Annotated in this window: 15 protein-coding genes; 6 read left to right on the forward strand and 9 right to left on the reverse strand. The window is 68.0% G+C overall.

What is annotated here, in order from left to right:
* Positions 1 to 75: 75 nt before the first annotated feature.
* The 6 genes from ACSLUQ_RS16380 to ACSLUQ_RS16405 are packed head-to-tail and all read right to left on the reverse strand — an operon-like array spanning position 76 to position 6326.
* Positions 76 to 585: a TRAP transporter small permease gene (locus ACSLUQ_RS16380; protein ID WP_461809130.1), complete on the reverse strand. Its 510-nt coding sequence runs from the start codon at positions 583 to 585 to the stop codon at positions 76 to 78.
* On the reverse strand, positions 582 to 1595 hold the full coding sequence (locus ACSLUQ_RS16385) for a TRAP transporter substrate-binding protein (RefSeq protein WP_461809131.1): 1014 nt from the start codon (positions 1593 to 1595) through the stop codon (positions 582 to 584). Before ACSLUQ_RS16385 ends, ACSLUQ_RS16380 begins: the two co-directional genes overlap by 4 nt.
* 36 nt (positions 1596 to 1631) lie before the next feature.
* Entirely contained in the window at positions 1632 to 3179 is a 1548-nt protein-coding gene (locus ACSLUQ_RS16390; protein WP_461809132.1) for a class I adenylate-forming enzyme family protein, read from the reverse strand.
* A complete protein-coding gene (locus ACSLUQ_RS16395; protein ID WP_461809133.1) occupies positions 3176 to 4462 on the reverse strand; it encodes an acyl-CoA dehydrogenase family protein in 1287 nt (428 codons plus the stop codon). The genes ACSLUQ_RS16390 and ACSLUQ_RS16395 overlap by 4 nt, the downstream gene beginning before the upstream one ends.
* Positions 4459 to 5283 carry an alpha/beta fold hydrolase gene (locus tag ACSLUQ_RS16400; protein ID WP_461809134.1) on the reverse strand — a complete coding sequence of 275 codons (825 nt, stop codon included), beginning with the start codon at positions 5281 to 5283 and terminating at the stop codon, positions 4459 to 4461. Before ACSLUQ_RS16400 ends, ACSLUQ_RS16395 begins: the two co-directional genes overlap by 4 nt.
* Complete coding sequence (locus ACSLUQ_RS16405; RefSeq protein WP_417771437.1) at positions 5280 to 6326, reverse strand: M29 family metallopeptidase; 1047 nt, start codon at positions 6324 to 6326, stop codon at positions 5280 to 5282. Before ACSLUQ_RS16405 ends, ACSLUQ_RS16400 begins: the two co-directional genes overlap by 4 nt.
* Positions 6327 to 6571: 245 nt before the next feature.
* Here ACSLUQ_RS16405 and ACSLUQ_RS16410 point away from each other — a divergent pair, with 245 nt between their 5' ends.
* The 6 genes from ACSLUQ_RS16410 to ACSLUQ_RS16435 all read left to right on the forward strand — a co-directional run bounded on the left by ACSLUQ_RS16410 (position 6572) and on the right by ACSLUQ_RS16435 (position 12670).
* Positions 6572 to 7138, forward strand: a complete 567-nt coding sequence (locus tag ACSLUQ_RS16410; protein ID WP_461809135.1) for a flavin reductase family protein — start codon at positions 6572 to 6574, stop codon at positions 7136 to 7138.
* A gap of 1 nt (position 7139) precedes the next feature.
* Positions 7140 to 7610 (forward strand): MarR family winged helix-turn-helix transcriptional regulator, encoded by a 471-nt coding sequence (locus tag ACSLUQ_RS16415; protein WP_461809136.1) that lies wholly within the window; start codon positions 7140 to 7142, stop codon positions 7608 to 7610.
* 346 nt (positions 7611 to 7956) lie between these two features.
* Positions 7957 to 8220: a DUF4212 domain-containing protein gene (locus tag ACSLUQ_RS16420; protein WP_417771434.1), complete on the forward strand. Its 264-nt coding sequence runs from the start codon at positions 7957 to 7959 to the stop codon at positions 8218 to 8220.
* 16 nt (positions 8221 to 8236) lie between these two features.
* The gene (locus tag ACSLUQ_RS16425; RefSeq protein WP_417771433.1) at positions 8237 to 10012 is read left to right on the forward strand and encodes a sodium:solute symporter family protein; all 1776 of its coding nucleotides are present in this window, start codon (positions 8237 to 8239) and stop codon (positions 10010 to 10012) included.
* 154 nt (positions 10013 to 10166) lie between these two features.
* Positions 10167 to 12029 carry a DUF294 nucleotidyltransferase-like domain-containing protein gene (locus tag ACSLUQ_RS16430; RefSeq protein ID WP_417771432.1) on the forward strand — a complete coding sequence of 621 codons (1863 nt, stop codon included), beginning with the start codon at positions 10167 to 10169 and terminating at the stop codon, positions 12027 to 12029.
* A 116-nt stretch (positions 12030 to 12145) separates the two neighbouring features.
* Entirely contained in the window at positions 12146 to 12670 is a 525-nt protein-coding gene (locus tag ACSLUQ_RS16435) for a hypothetical protein (protein WP_461809137.1), read from the forward strand.
* 277 nt (positions 12671 to 12947) lie between these two features.
* Here the strand turns inward: ACSLUQ_RS16435 and acs are convergent, their stop codons facing one another.
* From acs to ACSLUQ_RS16450, 3 genes are all read right to left on the reverse strand, one after another.
* Complete coding sequence (gene acs, locus ACSLUQ_RS16440; protein ID WP_461809138.1) at positions 12948 to 14888, reverse strand: acetate--CoA ligase; 1941 nt, start codon at positions 14886 to 14888, stop codon at positions 12948 to 12950.
* 189 nt (positions 14889 to 15077) lie between these two features.
* Positions 15078 to 15572 carry a hypothetical protein gene (locus tag ACSLUQ_RS16445; RefSeq protein WP_417771429.1) on the reverse strand — a complete coding sequence of 165 codons (495 nt, stop codon included), beginning with the start codon at positions 15570 to 15572 and terminating at the stop codon, positions 15078 to 15080.
* Positions 15573 to 15672: 100 nt separating this feature from the next.
* Positions 15673 to 16464 (reverse strand): lysophospholipid acyltransferase family protein, encoded by a 792-nt coding sequence (locus tag ACSLUQ_RS16450; RefSeq protein WP_461809139.1) that lies wholly within the window; start codon positions 16462 to 16464, stop codon positions 15673 to 15675.
* Between the last annotated feature and the right edge of the window lie 40 nt (positions 16465 to 16504).

Consider the following 16504-nt stretch of genomic DNA (forward strand, 5'->3'; position numbering starts at 1 on the left):
CGCGGCAACGCTTTGGTGGGTCCAGGGCGCGGGGCCCCAGGGTCCCGCGCCGGGATCGGGACGGCCGGCGCGGCGTCAGTCGCGCCGGAAGACGAGGACGAACGCCACCAGCGCGGAGATACCGGTGAAACCGGCCATCACCCCGGCGACGGGTCCGAGCGGGATGCCCAGGTAGACCGTGGCGTCGCCATAGGCCGAGAAGTCGCGGGCGCTGATGCCAAGCCGCCAGGCGAGGATCGCCAGTATGACCGCCGTCGCCGCCAGCGCGAGCCGTGCGAGCACGGCGCGCGGCAGCCGCGGCAGCCGTGCCGTGACGAGATCGACGGTGACATGATCGCGGCGCGCGGTGACGATCGGCAGGCCGACGAAGATGACGAGCGCCAGCAGCACTTCCGTCAGCTCGAAGGCGCCGGGCAGCGGGGCGTTGAAGAGATAGCGGCCGATGACGTCGACGAAGGTGACGAGCATCATTGCCAGCAGGATCAGCGCCGCGAGCACATGCAGCACGCGCCCGGCGATGGCGACGGCGCGTCCGGAGCCGTCAGGCTCCGGACGCTTCGCCGGACCGGAGGTCGCATCGGTCATTTCGCCGCGGCGACCTCGGCCCTCAGCATGTCGAGGGCGGCCTTGCCGTCGATGCCGGCGGCCTTCGCCGCCGCGAGAAAGCCGTCGTTGATGCCTTCCAGCTTTTCGACGATCGCCGCCGTCATGGCGTCGTCGGCGGCGGCCAGCGTCACGCCCTTGTCGAGCATGGTCTTGGTTCCGGCCGCGTCGGCCGCGTCCCAGGCCTTGCCCGCGAGCCGGGCCATCGCCTCGCCCGACACCTTGTCGATCGCCGCCTTGTCCTCGTCCGACAGCCGGTTCCAGCTATCCCGGTTCATGATGACGAAGAAGGACGTGTTGTAGAGGCCCCCGGGCACCGAAATGCCATGACGGATAACCTCGTCGATGCGGAAGAAGGGCACGGATTCAGCCGGGAAGAGAATGCCGTCGGCCACGCCGTTCGACAGGATCTCGTAGACCTGCGGCGACGGCGCCTGCACGCCGATCATGCCGAGCCGCGAGGCGACCTCGGAGACGATGCCGCCGCCGATGCGCATCTTCAGCCCCGAAAGGTCGTCGAGCGAGGCGACTTCCTTCTTGGTCGTGTAGATCATGCCCGGGCCATGGGTGAAGACGGTCAGCAGCTTGACGCCGTCATGCTCGTTGGCCTTGGACAGCATCGCCTCCTGCACGCGCCAGTAGGCAACGGACAGCGCCTCGGCGCTGTCGGAGAGGAACGGCCCCTCGACCAGCGGCGTCAGCTTGAAGCGGCCGGGCGTATAGCCGTGCACGCTGTAGCCGACGTCGGCGACGCCGGAGCGGATCAGGTCGAACTGCGCCGGCGGCTTGCCGATCGGCGAGGCCATGATCTCCACCTTGACCCGGCCGTTGGTCGCCTCCGCCACCTGCTCGCCCCAGGGCGCGAGAATGTCCTTCACGATCGGGTGCGACGGCGGCAGCCAGTTGGAGACGCGCAGGGTGGTTTCCGCCGAGGCGGAGGTGGCAAGGCCGAGCGCGGCAACGCCGGCCAGCATCGCAAGAAATTTCCGCATGTTGTTCCCCTCATTGACAAAAGAACGCGGTGCGGGTCAGGCCTTCTTTGGGTCCTTGACCGTGTCGCGAACACTGCCGCTCCGCCCACCGAGTGCATCCTCGGCGATTTTACGGAGCATATCCAGTTTGATCTTGCCGAGCGCGTTGCGCGGCAACTCCTCCACCAGAACGACGGATTTCGGGTGTTTGTAGCGGGCCAGCCGACCATCGAAGCCGGCAAGCACCGCCTCGGGCGTCACGGCCGTGCCGGAGCGCGGCACCACCACGGCGACAGGACTTTCGCCCCAGCGTGCGTCGGCGACCCCGACCACCGCCGCCTCGCTCAACCCGGCGATCTCGCCAAGAACCCGCTCCAGCTCCGCTGGATAGATGTTCTCGCCACCCGAGATGATCACGTTCTTGATCCGGTCCTTGAACCAGAAGACACCATTCTCGTCCTGCAACGCCAGATCGCCGGTGCGGAACCAGCCGTCGTCGAAACTCTCGCGCGTCGCGTCCTCGCGCCCCCAGTAGCCCGTGGTGATGTTGCCGCCGCGCAGCTGGATCTCGCCGATCTCGCCAGGTGCGGCCAGACGGCCGTCGACCACCACCCGCGCCTCGGTCATTGGCCCGGCGCGGCCAATGGCGCCGAATTCGGTGCGCGGGTCGGCGCGGCGCTGGTAGATCGCGACCGGCCCCGTCTCCGTCGCGCCATAGACCTGCAGCACCGGCACGCCGCGCTCCATGACGGCGCGCATCAGCACCAGCGGCACGTCGGAGGAGCCGGTGGCGACGAGCCGCAGCGACGAAAGATCGGCCTCAGGCCAGTCGGGATGCGACAGGGTGGCGACCAGCGTCGCCGGAACCAGCACCGTCATTGTCGGCCGGTGGTCGGCGAAGGCCTGCAACGTCGCCGCCGGATGGAACCGGTCGTGCAGGATCACCGTCGCCCCCTGGCGCAGCGCCGGGGTCGTCTGGATGTTGAGCCCGCCGACGTGGAACATCGGCAGCACCGTCAGGATCGTATCCTCGCTGGTGATCTCCTGCATGTGGCAGGCGTTGTCGGCGTTGGCCTCGAGCGCCGCCTGGGTCAGTACCGCGCCCTTCGGCCGCCCGGTGGTGCCGGACGTGTAGACGATGAGGAGCGGATCCTCGGCGCGGCCCGCGCCCGCCGCCAGCGACGCGCCGCCAGCGGTTTGCGCGATCAGCCCGCCGCGCGCCGGATCGACCAGGCGCGTGGCGATGCCGCCGGCAATCTCGGCGACAGTCGCCGCGAAATCCGGATGGTGATAGAGAAGCCGCGCGCCGCTGTCGGCGAGCGCATGAGCAAGCTCCGGCGGCGCCAGCCGCCAGTTGAGCGGCACCAGGATGGCGCCGATCCTGGCGCAGGCGAAGAGCAGCGCCAGCATGTCCGGCGCGTTGGTGCCCAGATAGGCGACCCGCTCACCGTGGGCGATGCCTTCCGCATCGCGCAGATGGCGGGCGATGCGACCGACCGCCCGACCGAGATCCCCGTAACCGAGACGCTCGCCGGCGAAGAGGATGGCGCATTTGTCGGGCCGTTCCGCCGCATGCGCCTCGATCCAGCGGTCGAGGGTCGTCACGCGTCGCTCTCCCCCGGCAGATAGAGGCTCTCGCGGCCGATCCGGTCGAGGCAGATCTCCGCCGTCCACGGCAGCATCAGCGATCCGCAGCGGCTGTCGCGATAGAGCCGCTCCAGCGGCAGCGACTTCAGCATTGACTGGCCGCCGCAGGTCCTGACCGCGAGCTGGCAGATCTCGTTGGCGTTCTCCATCACCGTGTAGTGCGCCGCCCAGGCCCTGAGCATCTGCTCGCGGGAGGGGTCGGGGCGTGCGTCGGAGATCGCCTGGAACCACAGCGCCTTGGTCTGTTCCAGCATGATCTGCATCTGGGCGACGCCGATCTGCTTGGTCGGGAACATCCGCCGCTTCACCGGCGGCAGGCCCGGCCATTCGCCGCGCAGGTATTTCACCGTGAAGTCGTATGCGGCCTGGGCGATGCCCATGTAGGTCGGCGACAGCGTCATGAACATATGCGGCCAGCGGTTGGCGGCCTGATAGTAGACGCCGCGCGGCATCAGCTGCTCTTCGTCGGAGACGAAGACGTCCTTGAACAGAAGCGTGCGCGAGACCGTGCCGCGCATGCCGAGCGGATCCCAGTCGCCGACGACGGAGACGCCCTCGGCGCTGGCCGGCACGGCGATATACATCGTGTCCCGGCGCGAGGGTTTCTCGCCCTCCTTCATCTCGCCGCACAGCACGCCGTAATAGTCGGCATGGCCCGAGAGCGAGGCGAAGATCTTCTTGCCGTTGATGATCCAGCCGCCGTCGACGCGCTTCGCCGAGGTCGAGAACGGGGCCGCGCCCGCCGCCGCCGCGCCGCCTTCCGAGAACGGCTGCGAGTAGATCGCGCCATCCTTGAGGATGCGTTCGTAGTGCACGGCGCGCCGCCGGCGGTGCAGCTCGCGATCCTGCGCGCTCATCTCCAGGTCGTCGGTGAGCGCGCCGGTCCACAGGCAGGAGCAGACGTGCATGTTCCAGGTCAGCGCCGTCGCGCCGCAGTAGCGGCCGATCTCGGCCGCCGTCATCATGTAGGCGCGGAACGGCGCGCCGTGGCCGCCGTCTTCCTTCGGCACGCAGATGCCGAGAAGCCCGGCCTCGTGCATGTCGCGGTAGTTCTCGACCGGAAAGGTCGCCTCGCGGTCGTATGTCTCCGCCCGCGGCGCGAATTTCGCCTTCGCCACCTTGCGCGCCAGAGCCGTGAGTTCGGCCTCCTGCCCGGTCAGGCGAAAGGCGTCGGGATCGAAGATCGGCTTGTCCTGGTCCTCGACGGCGGCATCGCCGAGCTTTGTCTCGTGCAGCGTCATGAAGAGGCTCCTTGCCTGTCGTTGGCGGGATGGGCGGGGGCGGAATGGGCGGTGCCGGAAAGAAAGTCGCGCAGCAGCGCCGTATAGGCTTGCGGGCACTCCAGCGGCGCCAGGTGGCCGATGCCCTCGAGTTCCGCATAGCGGGCGCCGGCGATCTTTTCCGCCATCTTGCGCATGGTCGGCGCCGGCCCGTTGCGGTCCTGAGACCCGGCGACGACCAGCGTCGGCACCGCAATGCGGGCAAGCGTCTCGCGCCCGTCGAAGGTGGCGAGACAGCGGATCGCGGCCCGATAGGTCGCCTCCGGCACGCGGGCCATCGCCTGCGTTGCAAGCGGCACCGCGGCCGGATCGCTGGCCGAGCCGACGAGATCAGGCACAAAGGCCCGCGCAAGCTCGGGGATCGTGCGCCCCTCGTCGAGGGGGGCAAGTCGTTCGGCGACGAAACGGGTCTGGAACGAGCCGTCGCGGCTGCCGAACGCGGGCACGGTCGCCGACAGCACCAGCGCCTCGACCCGCTCCGGGTGCCGGGCGATGAAATCCTGCGCCACCATGCCGCCGATGGAATGGCCGAGCAGCGTCACGCGCCGCAGGTCCAGCCGGTCGAGAAACCCCAGCAGCGCCGCCGAAAGCGCCTCGAAGGTCATCGGGTCGACCAGCGGCGTGCCGCCGTATCCCGGCAGGTTCCAGCCGATGGCGTCGAAGCCCGCGCCCAGCCCCTCGATCTGCGGCTGGAACATTTCCGCACCCGCGCCGATTCCGTGCAGGAAGACGACGGCCCGGTCTCCGCGCGCCGCGCGGATGTGATCGCCCACCCCGCTCATCGCAGCGCCTCGATCAGCTCGCCGTCGACAACCGCCGGCACCCCGTCCAGCGAGATCGTGCAACCGCGCACGGGGATGTCGAAATGGCCCTTGGTGTAGCGGCCGGCGAACTCGTTGGCGCCGGTGGAGAACAGGAAGTTGCCGGCATAGGCGCGCACTTCCGTGCCATTGGTCTCGCGCTGGTCGTACATGGTCAGCGCCTCGTAGCGCGCCGCCTCGCTCATGCCGAAGCCGACATGGGCCACCGCATAGGCCTCGCGCTCACCCCAGGCGGCCAGATAGCGCCGCGTCAGCTCCGCATCCGTCCCCTCGCCCTCGATCCGCGTCACGTAGTCATCGACGATGGTCAGGCGTACCGGGCGTTCCAGGTAGCGCTTGAAGGTGAGGTTGATGTCGCCGGCGTCCAGCACCAGCGTGCCGTTGACGCTGTGCGCCGCGGGGAACGAAACGACCAGCCCGGCCGGCCAGTGGGCAACCGAACCCGGCCGGTCGCACCAGCCCCATACGCCGACGGTCGAGGCCCCGGTCATCGCCACCGTGAGATCGGTGCCCGCCGCCGAGGTGACGCGCATCTCCCGGGCCTCGCGGATCAGCTTCACCGCCTGGCGCACCCGGTCCTTGTCGCGCTCGGCCGGCACCAGCCGCTCCAGCGCCTCGGGGTGTTCGTTGGAAATCATCAACACGCGCGCGCCGTTGGCGATCACCCGGGGCAGTTCGGGCGCATGCAGCAGCCCTTCCACGGTGAGGTCGACGACAAGGCCGCTGGCGGCGAGCGCCGCGAGCGCCGCGTCGTGACCGGCCAGCGCCGTCGAGGCACCAGTCGAGCGCACCGGCACCGGCGCGTCCTGGCGCGGCGTCGGCACCACCACGTGGAACACCTTCGCGCCGAGGCGCTGCAGGGCAAGTTCCGCGATATGGACGTTGAGCGTCCGCGACTGGGTTTCCGAGAGGATCGCGACCTGTTCGCCACGGGTGACCTTGCACAAGGCGAACACCCGCTCGAAGGCGTCGATCCATTTGCCCTCGATCCTGTCGGCCAGCATCAGCGACCTCCCCCTTTTCGCGCCACGCGGACGACGCCGGGGCGCATCCCGCCCGGCCCCCGCTTCGCGTCCCCCTCGCCCGCGCCGGATGGACCCGGTCTGATCTTGCGCGAACCTCCCGTTTCACGCAGCAAGCGAAAAGAACTTGGAGGATCGTAGCAACAGAGTTATTATATGAAAAGGAATATTTTTAGGCATGAACTTTGTAACCCGCCCATCCGGCGGGCACGCGGGGAGGAAACGCCATGACCGACGACGCGCGCGCCGACACCGGGAAGGACGCCGAACCGGGGCCGGGGCTGGCGCCGGAGGATGCCCGCCGGTTTCGCGCCGCGCTCGGGCGCTTCGTCACCGGGGTGACCATCGTCACCACGCTGGACGACGCCGGCCAGCCGATCGGCCTCACCGCCAATTCCTTCAATTCGGTCTCCCTCGATCCGCCGATGGTGCTGTGGAGCCTGGCGCGACGCTCGCGCAACCTCGCCCTGTTCGAGGAGGCGCGCCACTACGCCATCAACATTCTCGCCGCCGACCAGCACGGCCTGTCCGACCGCTTCGCGCGCCCGGCAGAGGACCGTTTCGCAGATGTCGACTGGACCCCGGGCGTCTGCGGCATGCCGGTAATCGCCGGTGTCACCGCCGTCTTCGAGTGCCGCAACGAAACCCGCGTCGAGGGTGGCGACCACATCGTCTTCCTCGGCCGCGTCGAGGCCTTCGAGGAGGCCGATCGCGTGCCGCTGATCTTCCATTCCGGCCGCTACGCCCGGCCGCACTACGCCGTGCCCGGCCTTGCCTCCGCACGGGGCCGCTGAGGTGGGGGACCCCGCAAGTCCGGCACCGGGCCGCTTCGTCGACGGCTACCTGCTCTACCTTCTGGCGCGCGCCTCCAGCATCGCCAGCGCCGAGTTTCACGAGGAGCTGCGCGGCCTCGGCGTGCCGGTGCCCGTGTGGCGGGTGCTCGCCTCGCTCAAGGGCACGCCCGGGCTCACCATCGGCGAGCTCGCCCGCCGCTGCCTGGCCAACCAGCCGGCCATGTCGAAGACCGTCGAGAAGCTCGTCGCCGGCGGGCTCGTCACCCGGATCGCCGACGAGAACGACCGCCGCCGGGTCTGGGTGCGGCTGAGCGACGAGGGCGAAAGCCGCGTCGACACGCTCATTGCCAGGGCCGAGGTGCATCAGGCGCGTCTTGTCGAGACCATCGGCGAGGACGAGGCGGAGGCGCTTCGCATCGCCCTCGCCCGCGTCGTCGAAAAGGCCTCTGCGAAACCGGCAAGCGACTGCTGAGAAACACTTTTTCCTGAAGCTCTCCCCCTCTCGGCGCGACCACCGTCACCCGCGCGGCGGTGGCCCGTATTATCCCAATGTCGCGGTTCGCCCGCTTTCCGCTTGCGGTTAAGGTCGGGATCGAGACGGTGCGCGCGCAACCTTGCGGCGTGCTTCGTTGGCCGGCTGACCGCCTTCAGGCGGTGCTCCGGCAGCCGGGACGGGGGCGGCCCGCGGTGCTGGAGGAGCACCCGCGAAGCCACGATACGGAAAGACGCAGCGGCATGGCCCCATGGGGCCGATCGGCGCGGCAATCCGAAAGACCCTTGTCCCGTGCGAGCAAGAAGTCGTGAGTGGAGGAACTTCTATGAGCACTGGCAATGAGTCCGGCCGGGCCTATTGGAAAGCCAATCTGGCCCTGATCCGGAATTCTCTGATCGTCTGGTTTGTCGTCTCCTTCGGGATGGGCATCCTGCTTCGTCCCGTCCTTTCAGGCATCAAGGTCGGCGGCACCGACCTTGGTTTCTGGTTCGCCCAGCAGGGATCGATCCTCGTATTCCTGGTTCTGATCTTCTTCTACGCCTGGCGCATGAACGCCATCGATCGCCAGTTCGGCGTCGAAGAAGAATAAGCGGGAGACATCAGTGATGGATCAAACAACCCTCAACTACATCGTCGTGGGGCTGTCTTTCGCGCTCTACTTCGGCATCGCCATCTGGGCCCGCGCGGGCACGACCGGCGAGTTCTATGCCGCCGGCCGCGGCGTTCACCCGGTCATGAACGGCATGGCCACCGCTGCCGACTGGATGTCGGCCGCCTCCTTCATCTCCATGGCCGGCCTGATCGCCTTCACCGGCTATGACAACTCGACCTTCCTGATGGGCTGGACCGGCGGCTACGTGCTGCTCGCCATGCTGCTCGCCCCGTATCTGCGCAAGTTCGGCAAGTACACGGTTCCCGAGTTCATCGGCGACCGCTTCTACTCGACCACGGCCCGCGTCGTGGCCGTGATCTGCCTGATCGTCATCTCCGTGACCTACGTCATCGGCCAGATGACGGGCGTCGGCGTGACCTTCGCCCGCTTCCTCGAGGTGGATGTGACCACGGGCCTTCTGATCGGCTCGGCGGTGGTGTTCGTCTACGCGGTGCTCGGCGGCATGAAGGGCATCACCTACACCCAGGTCGCCCAGTATGTGGTTCTGATCACCGCCTACACGATCCCGGCGATCTTCATCTCCATCGCGCTGACCGGCAACGCCATCCCGGCGTTCGGCCTGTTCTCCGACCACACCGCGAGCGGTGTGCCGCTGCTGACCAAGCTCGACCAGGTGGTGACCGACCTCGGCTTCGCCAGCTACACCGGGCACCACTCCAACACCTTGAACATGTTCCTGTTCACCATGTCGCTGATGATCGGCACCGCGGGCCTTCCGCATGTCATCATCCGCTTCTTCACGGTGCCCAAGGTGGCGGATGCGCGCTGGTCGGCCGGCTGGGCGCTGGTCTTCATCGCCCTTCTCTACCTCACCGCCCCGGCGGTCGGTGCGATGGCGCGTCTCAACATCATGGACACGATCCAGACCGGCCCTGTCGGCGCGGAGGACGGCAACCTGCTCTATACGGAGCGTCCGCAGTGGATCAAGAACTGGGAGCAGACCGGACTTCTGAAGTTTGACGACAAGAATGGTGACGGCCGCATCCAGTTCTACAACGACAAGAACGCGGCCTATGCCACGAAGGCGGAAGGCTTCGGCTGGAAGGGCAACGAGCTGTCCGTGAACCAGGACATCCTGGTGCTGGCCAACCCGGAGATCGCACGGCTTCCCGGCTGGGTGATCGCACTCGTCGCCGCCGGTGGCCTCGCCGCCGCCCTGTCGACGGCAGCCGGTCTGCTGCTCGCCATTTCATCGGCGATCTCGCATGATCTGATCAAGTCGGTGTTCAACCCGGGCATTTCCGAGAAGGGCGAGCTCAACGCCGCCCGTATCGCGATGACCGGCGCGATCATTCTGGCCACCTACCTGGGTCTCAACCCCCCCGGTTTCGCGGCCCAGACCGTGGCGCTCGCCTTCGGCCTCGCCGCCGCCTCGATCTTCCCAGTCCTGATGATGGGCATCTTCTCGAAGCGCATCAACTCGGCCGGCGCGATCACCGGCATGCTCGTCGGACTGGTCGTGACCGTCGGCTATGTGTTCACCTACCTCGGCATGTTCTTCATTCCGGGCACGAACCTGCTGCCGAACACGCCGGCAAACTGGCTCTTCGGCATTTCGCCGGCCTCCTTCGGCACGATCGGCGCGATCTTCAACTTCGCGGCGGCCTACATCGTCTCGATGCAGACGGCGGAGCCTCCGCTGGAGATCCAGGAGCTTGTCGAGTCCGTGCGCGTTCCGCGCGGCGCCGGCGCGGCCACCGACCACTGATGTCCCGGCCCGGATCCCGCGATCCGGGCCGCTCGAACCCGAACCCCGCCCCTCACCGGGCGGGGTTCGTCTTTGCCCGCTTCGCCCGGGACAGACGGCCTTTCCTGCCGTAGCATCGGAACACCGCCGCCGTTCCCGGGAGGAGATGCGGGTCATGACGTCCGACACAGCCACGTTCAGCAGTCCCGACAAGTGCCGCTTTTTCGAGCGCCACCATCCGTTCGACCTCCTGCCCATGCGCGAGCTGGAAGCGCTGGCCGCCGCCGCCACACCGCGCGACATCCCCCCCGGCACGCAGCTCTTCGCCGCCGGCGAGACGGTAACGGCGCTCTATGCCGTGGAAACCGGCGAGGTCGACCTGACCTCGGCGGAAGGCGCACTGATCTCGCGCTGCCTGTCGGGCGAGGGCTTCGGCGCCCGCAGCCTGATGCGCAACGGCATCGCCCAGCTCACCGCCACGGCGACGACCCCGACCCGCGTCCTCGTCATCCCGGCCGCCTGCTTTCACGATCTTGCCGCCCGCTACCCGGCCTTCGCGGCCTATTTCGACCGGATGCGCGACGTCGGTCATCGCCGCATCGCCGCCCAGGCGGAAGGGGCGGCGGCCGAGATCTCCGTCGACCTCCGGGAACTGATGACCACGACACCGGTGATCGTCCCCACCGACATGAGCGCCCGCGCCGCCGCCGGCATCATGGCGGAGAAGTCGATTTCCTGCGTTCTGGTCGGCACCGCCGAGCGGCTTGCCGGAATTCTCACCTCCGGTGACCTCACCGCCCGCGTCCTCGCCGCCGGCCGCGATCCGCTCGTGCCCGTCTCTGCCGTGATGACGCCGGATCCCGCCGCCCTGCCGCCGAGCGCGACCATGTTCGACGCGCTGCTTGTCATGAGCGGACGCGGCATCGGCCATCTGCCCGTCGTCGAGGATGGCCGCCCCGTCGGCATCGTCACGCGCACCAATCTGGTCAGCCGCCAGTCGCTTTCCGCCGCCGCGCTGGTTGCCGACATTGCCCGGCTGACCGACATCGACGCGCTCGCCGCCGTCGTCGGCCGCGTGCCGCAGCTTCTCGCCCAGCTCGTCGGCCTCGGCGTCGAGGCCTACCGCATCGGCCATCTCGTCACCTCCGTCACCGACGCGCTGACCCGGCGGCTGATCGCGCTCGCCGAGGCCCGCCTCGGTGCGGCGCCGGTTCCCTATCTCTGGCTTGCCTGCGGCTCGCAGGGGCGGCGCGAGCAGACCGGTGTTTCCGACCAGGACAATTGCCTGATCCTCGACGACGCCTTCGATCCGGCGCGACATGACGGCTGGTTCGCCGAGTTCGCCCGCCTCGTTTCCGAAGGGCTCGACGCCTGCGGCTATTTCTTCTGTCCCGGCGACATGATGGCGACCAACCCGCGCTGGCGGCAGCCGGCTTCCGTGTGGCGCGACTATTTCGCCGGCTGGATCGCCCGGCCCGATCCGATGGCGCAGATGCTGGCCAGCGTCATGTTCGACCTGCGTCCGATCCACGGCGATACGGCGCTTTTCGCCGGCATGCAGGCAACGACACTGGAGGCGGCGCGCAGGAACTCGATCTTCCGCGCCCATATGGCTGCCAATTCGCTCAAGCACACGCCGCCGCTCGGCCTGTTTCGCGGCTTCGCCCTGATCCGTGGCGGCGAGCACAAGGACACGCTCGACCTGAAGCATTCCGGCGTCGTGCCGGTCGTCGATCTGGCCCGCCTTTACGCGCTCACCGGCGCGCTCAGCCCGGTCAACACCCGCGAGCGCCTGTTCGCCGCCCGCGACGCCGGCGTGCTCAGCCAGTCCGGCGGCAGCGACCTGATCGACGCCTACGACCTGATCTGCAACATCCGTCTCGCCCATCAGGCGCGCCAGGTACGCGAGGGCGGGAAGCCCGACAACTTCATGGCCCCGAGCACCCTTTCGGCGCTCGAGCGCAACCACCTCAAGGACGCCTTCGGCGTCATCAAGACCTTGCAATCGGCCATCGGTCACGGCAACCAGATGGTCTAGGCTCGCGGCGGGCCGGCCCGCAACAGCCGGTCGCGCCGACGGCCCTTTTACGCCCTTTCGTTCACGCGCCGGCCTCTCGCGGCCCGGCCCGCCAGTCAGGAAAGTCCAGACCGACGATGTTTCTTCTGCTCATGAGCACCGTCGCCCTTGGCGCGGCCCTCGCCGGCCTCGTCATGATCGCCAATCGCCTTCTCGGCGGCCGCCTGCCGCGCTGGCTCGCCCCGGCGGTCGCCGGCATCGGCATGTTCGGCTTCACCGTCTGGATGGACTACGGCTGGTTCGACATGACCTCCGGCGGCCTGCCGCCGTCGATGATGGTCGTCGGCAGCTACGAGACCAGCAACCCGCTCCAGCCCTGGACGCTGGTGCGGCCGAAGATCAACCGTTTCGCCGCCGTCGATCTCGACACGATCGAGCCCAATGCGAAGGACCCGCGCTTCCGCCGGATCCGCCTCAGCCTCTTCACCCGCTACGAGCCGGTGCGCCACATCGTCCAGATCTACGACTGCGAGAGCCGCCGCCGCATCGACCTGCTGCCCGGCGAGACCGCCGACCCCGCCGCCGTCGCAGACGCGGCCTGGGCACCTGTGACCGATGATCCGCGCGCCGTCGCCGCCGTCGAGGCGATCTGTTCGAACTGAGGGACGGATCCGCCTTCGCGCCGACCCGCGGGACGTGCCCCTATCCCCGTCCAGGGCCGGGTGCGCATTGCAGGCGCCTCCGCGCCAGGACGCCCGTAGCCGCGTGACAATCTCGTCTTCGAAAGCGACAAGTTTGCGTTGTTTTCATTGCAAACTTGCAGGAAACGCCGCGCTTTGGCGTGGTTGAGGGCACCCTGCAAAAAGGGCGGCCCGGTTTCCCGGCCCGCCCCTTTTTCACATGCGTCTCGACGCGTGGCCTTGCGACCCAGCAGGCCGATCAGGCCGGCCGGTTCTGCCGGTTCTCGATCAAATCCTCGACCACGGCCGGATCCGCCAGCGTCGAGGTGTCGCCAAGGTTGTCGAAGCTGTCCTCGGCGATCTTGCGCAGGATGCGGCGCATGATCTTGCCTGAACGGGTCTTCGGCAGGCCCGGCGCGAACTGGATCAGATCCGGCGAGGCGATCGGTCCGATCTCCTTGCGCACCCAGTCGCGCAGCTCCTTGGCGAGCGCGTCGCTCGGCTCCTCGCCCTCCATCAGCGTCACATAGACGTAGATGCCCTGGCCCTTGAGGTTGTGCGGATAGCCGACGACCGCCGCTTCCGACACCTTCGGATGGGCGACCAGCGCCGACTCCACCTCGGCCGTGCCCATGCGGTGGCCGGAGACATTGATCACGTCGTCGACGCGGCCGGTGATCCAGTAATACCCGTCCGCGTCGCGCCGGCAGCCGTCGCCGGTGAAATACATGCCCTTGTAGGTCGAGAAGTAGGTCTGCACGAAGCGCTCGTGGTCGCCGTAGACCGTCCGCATCTGCCCCGGCCAGCTGTCCAGCAGCACCAGGTTACCTTCCGTAGCCCCTTCAAGAATAGAGCCTTCCGCGTCGACCAGCGCCGGTTGCACGCCGAAGAACGGCAGCGTCGCCGACCCCGGCTTCAGGTCCGTCGCCCCGGGAAGCGGCGTGATCAGGATGCCGCCCGTTTCCGTCTGCCACCAGGTGTCGACAATGGGACAGCGTCCGTCGCCGACGTGGTCGTAATACCACTGCCAGGCTTCCGGGTTGATCGGCTCGCCAACCGAGCCCAGGATCCTGAGCGACGAGCGATCGGTCTTGGCGACATGCTCGACACCGGCGCCCATCAGCGAGCGGATCGCCGTCGGCGCGGTGTAGAAGATCGAGACCTTGTGCTTGTCGACCACCTCCCAGAAGCGGGCGGGCGAGGGATAGGTCGGAATGCCCTCGAACATCAGCGTTGTCGCGCCATTCGCGAGCGGACCGTAGAGGATGTAGGAGTGGCCGGTGACCCAGCCCACGTCCGCGGTGCACCAGTAGATATCCTCGTCCTTGCAGTCGAAGACATATTCATGCGTCATCGAGGCATAGACGAGATATCCGCCCGAGGTGTGCAGCACGCCCTTGGGCTGGCCCGTCGAGCCGGAGGTGTAGAGGATGAACAGCGGATCCTCGGCGTTCACCTCGACCGGCTCGCAATGGTCGGAGACCCGCTCGACCTCCTCGTGATACCAGACATCGCGCCCGGCCTGCATCGCGATGTCGCTGCCGGTGCGGCGCACCACCACCACCTTGTCGACGGAAAGCTTCTCGACCGCCTTGTCGACATTGGCCTTCAGCGGCACCTTGCGGCCGCCGCGCAGACCTTCGTCGGCGGTGATCACCACCCTGCTTTCGCAGCCGGAAATGCGCTGCGCCAGGCTGTCCGGGGAAAAGCCGCCGAAAACCACGGAATGCACCGCGCCGACGCGCGCGCAGGCGAGCATGGCATAGGCCGCCTCGGGGATCATCGGCAGGTAGATCGTGACCCGGTCGCCCTTCTTCACCCCCATCGCGTGGAGCACGTTGGCGAAGCGGTTCACCTCGTGGGCAAGCTCCTTGTAGGTGATCACCTTGTGCTCGGACGGATCGTCGCCCTCCCAGATGATCGCCGGCTTGTCGCCGCGCGTCGCCAGATGCCGGTCGACGCAATTGGCCGAAACGTTGAGCGTGCCGTCCTCGAACCACTTGATCGACACGTCATGCGGATCGTAGCTGGTGTTCTTGACCTTGGTGTAGGGCTTGATCCAGTCGATGCGCTTGCCGTGCTCTCCCCAGAACGCCGAGGGATCGGACACCGACGCCTCATACATTTCCCGGTACTTGTCCTTGTCGACGAGCGCGTTGGCGGCAACCGACGCCGGAACCGGATAGATGGTCTCGGACATATAATCCTCCCGAATGCATGTCGCGGCACGCCGGAGCGTCAGGCGCCCCGGTCTTCGCAGCGCATTATGGTGTCGCGCACGGCGGGCGTCCACTTCACCCGCTTCGTTCTTTCGTATGTTGAGGAGGAACCCGTAGACGCCCGGCCGCCAAAGCGCGGGCGGACGCAGCGTCCCCAGCCCGACCGCGGTTCAGTCGTTCTGGCCGATGCCGCCCTCGAGATCGTCAAGCACATCGCGCCGCGAGGCCGCATCGCCGGCCAGAAGGTGCACCAGCGCGACAAAAGGTCGCCGCCCCGCCCGCGGCAGCGGCGCCCCCCGGCGGCGGCCGTCGCGGTCGACCTCGCCGAACCACACCGGCACGACCGGACCGGCCGGCGCCCCGTCTGGGTCATCCTCACCGACGGCGGCCACGGCATCCTCCGCGTCACCGGCCGTCTCCCCGCAGACGATCTCCAGCTCGGGCTGGGCCAGGCCGCGCTTGCGCCGCGGCGCGGGCCGCTCAAGCACGACCACGGCGCCGCGATAGTCCTCGAGGCTGTCGAAGGAAACGCGCGTAAAGAGATAGCGACGCCCGGAGGCGCCGACGAGATACCGGTATCGGTCGCCAAGACCGAGATCTTCCACAGCGCGCGGGGCCGGCGCATCGCCAGCCACCGGCTGCGCCTTAGCGCAACCCTTGGTCATGGCCACAATATAGAACGGACAGGGAACAGGCGCCAGAGCAAATGCAGCGCCCCGGGTTCGGCTCGCCGCGCCCGGTCCAGCCCCTGGCGGGAGAGCCCGCTCAGGAGAGGTCCAGCGGCTTGCCCCGCGCCGCCATGCGGGCGGCGGCGCGCTCAATCACCGGCGAGCGGCAGCCGGAGGCCGCAGCCTCGCCGATCAGCCGGTCTGAAGCCTCCTCGACGGCTTCCACCATCTCCCCGTAGAAGGTCTCGATATCCTTGCCAGGAGGGATCGGCGGCAGGAACTCGACGATCACCTTGCCTGGAAAGAGCGCCCAGCCCCGGCGCGGCCAGTAGAGGCCGGAGTTGACCGCCACCGGCAGCACCGGGCAGCCGATCTGGCGGTAGAGATAGGCAACGCCATGCTTGTAGCGTGGCTCCTCGCCGGCGCCGCGCCGCGTTCCTTCGGGAAAGATCAGGATCTGCCGCCCCTTCTCGACCGCCTCGCGCGCGCGCTCGGTCATAGCGGCGAGCGCCACCGAGCGCTTGCCGCGATCAACCGGGATCTGATTGAACTTCATCGTGTACCAGCCGAAGATCGGAATGTACTGCAGCTCCCGCTTCAGCACATAGACCGGCGCCGGAAAATGCGGCAGCAGCGCAAAGGTCTCCCAGGCCGACTGGTGCTTGGCGGCGACGATGAAGCCGCCCTCGGGAATGTTCTCCAGGCCGCGAAACTCGACCCCAAGCCCGACGATCCAGCGCAGCAGCGCCAGATTGACCCGCGCCCAGAATGGCACCACCGGCCAGCCGGTGCTGCGAGGCAGCGCGAAGACCGGCAGCGAGACGACCATCAGCACGAGCGTCGAGACGTAGAACAGGAACTGGAAGACGAGGGAACGCAGGAGGATCATGGTGGGTCCGGCCGGCAAAGAGGTTCGGATCTGGAATGCA

The organism is Stappia sp. ICDLI1TA098 (genome assembly GCF_054880955.1).

Coding starts and splice junctions, on each gene's coding strand:
- ACSLUQ_RS16380 (WP_461809130.1), bottom strand. CDS start 585: ATGACCGATGCGACCTCCGGTCCGGCGAAGCGTCCGGAGCCTGACGGC.
- ACSLUQ_RS16385 (WP_461809131.1), bottom strand. CDS start 1,595: ATGCGGAAATTTCTTGCGATGCTGGCCGGCGTTGCCGCGCTCGGCCTT.
- ACSLUQ_RS16395 (WP_461809133.1), bottom strand. CDS start 4,462: ATGACGCTGCACGAGACAAAGCTCGGCGATGCCGCCGTCGAGGACCAG.
- ACSLUQ_RS16400 (WP_461809134.1), bottom strand. CDS start 5,283: ATGAGCGGGGTGGGCGATCACATCCGCGCGGCGCGCGGAGACCGGGCC.
- ACSLUQ_RS16405 (WP_417771437.1), bottom strand. CDS start 6,326: ATGCTGGCCGACAGGATCGAGGGCAAATGGATCGACGCCTTCGAGCGG.
- ACSLUQ_RS16410 (WP_461809135.1), top strand. CDS start 6,572: ATGACCGACGACGCGCGCGCCGACACCGGGAAGGACGCCGAACCGGGG.
- ACSLUQ_RS16420 (WP_417771434.1), top strand. CDS start 7,957: ATGAGCACTGGCAATGAGTCCGGCCGGGCCTATTGGAAAGCCAATCTG.
- ACSLUQ_RS16425 (WP_417771433.1), top strand. CDS start 8,237: ATGGATCAAACAACCCTCAACTACATCGTCGTGGGGCTGTCTTTCGCG.
- ACSLUQ_RS16430 (WP_417771432.1), top strand. CDS start 10,167: ATGACGTCCGACACAGCCACGTTCAGCAGTCCCGACAAGTGCCGCTTT.
- ACSLUQ_RS16435 (WP_461809137.1), top strand. CDS start 12,146: ATGTTTCTTCTGCTCATGAGCACCGTCGCCCTTGGCGCGGCCCTCGCC.
- acs (WP_461809138.1), bottom strand. CDS start 14,888: ATGTCCGAGACCATCTATCCGGTTCCGGCGTCGGTTGCCGCCAACGCG.
- ACSLUQ_RS16445 (WP_417771429.1), bottom strand. CDS start 15,572: ATGACCAAGGGTTGCGCTAAGGCGCAGCCGGTGGCTGGCGATGCGCCG.
- ACSLUQ_RS16450 (WP_461809139.1), bottom strand. CDS start 16,464: ATGATCCTCCTGCGTTCCCTCGTCTTCCAGTTCCTGTTCTACGTCTCG.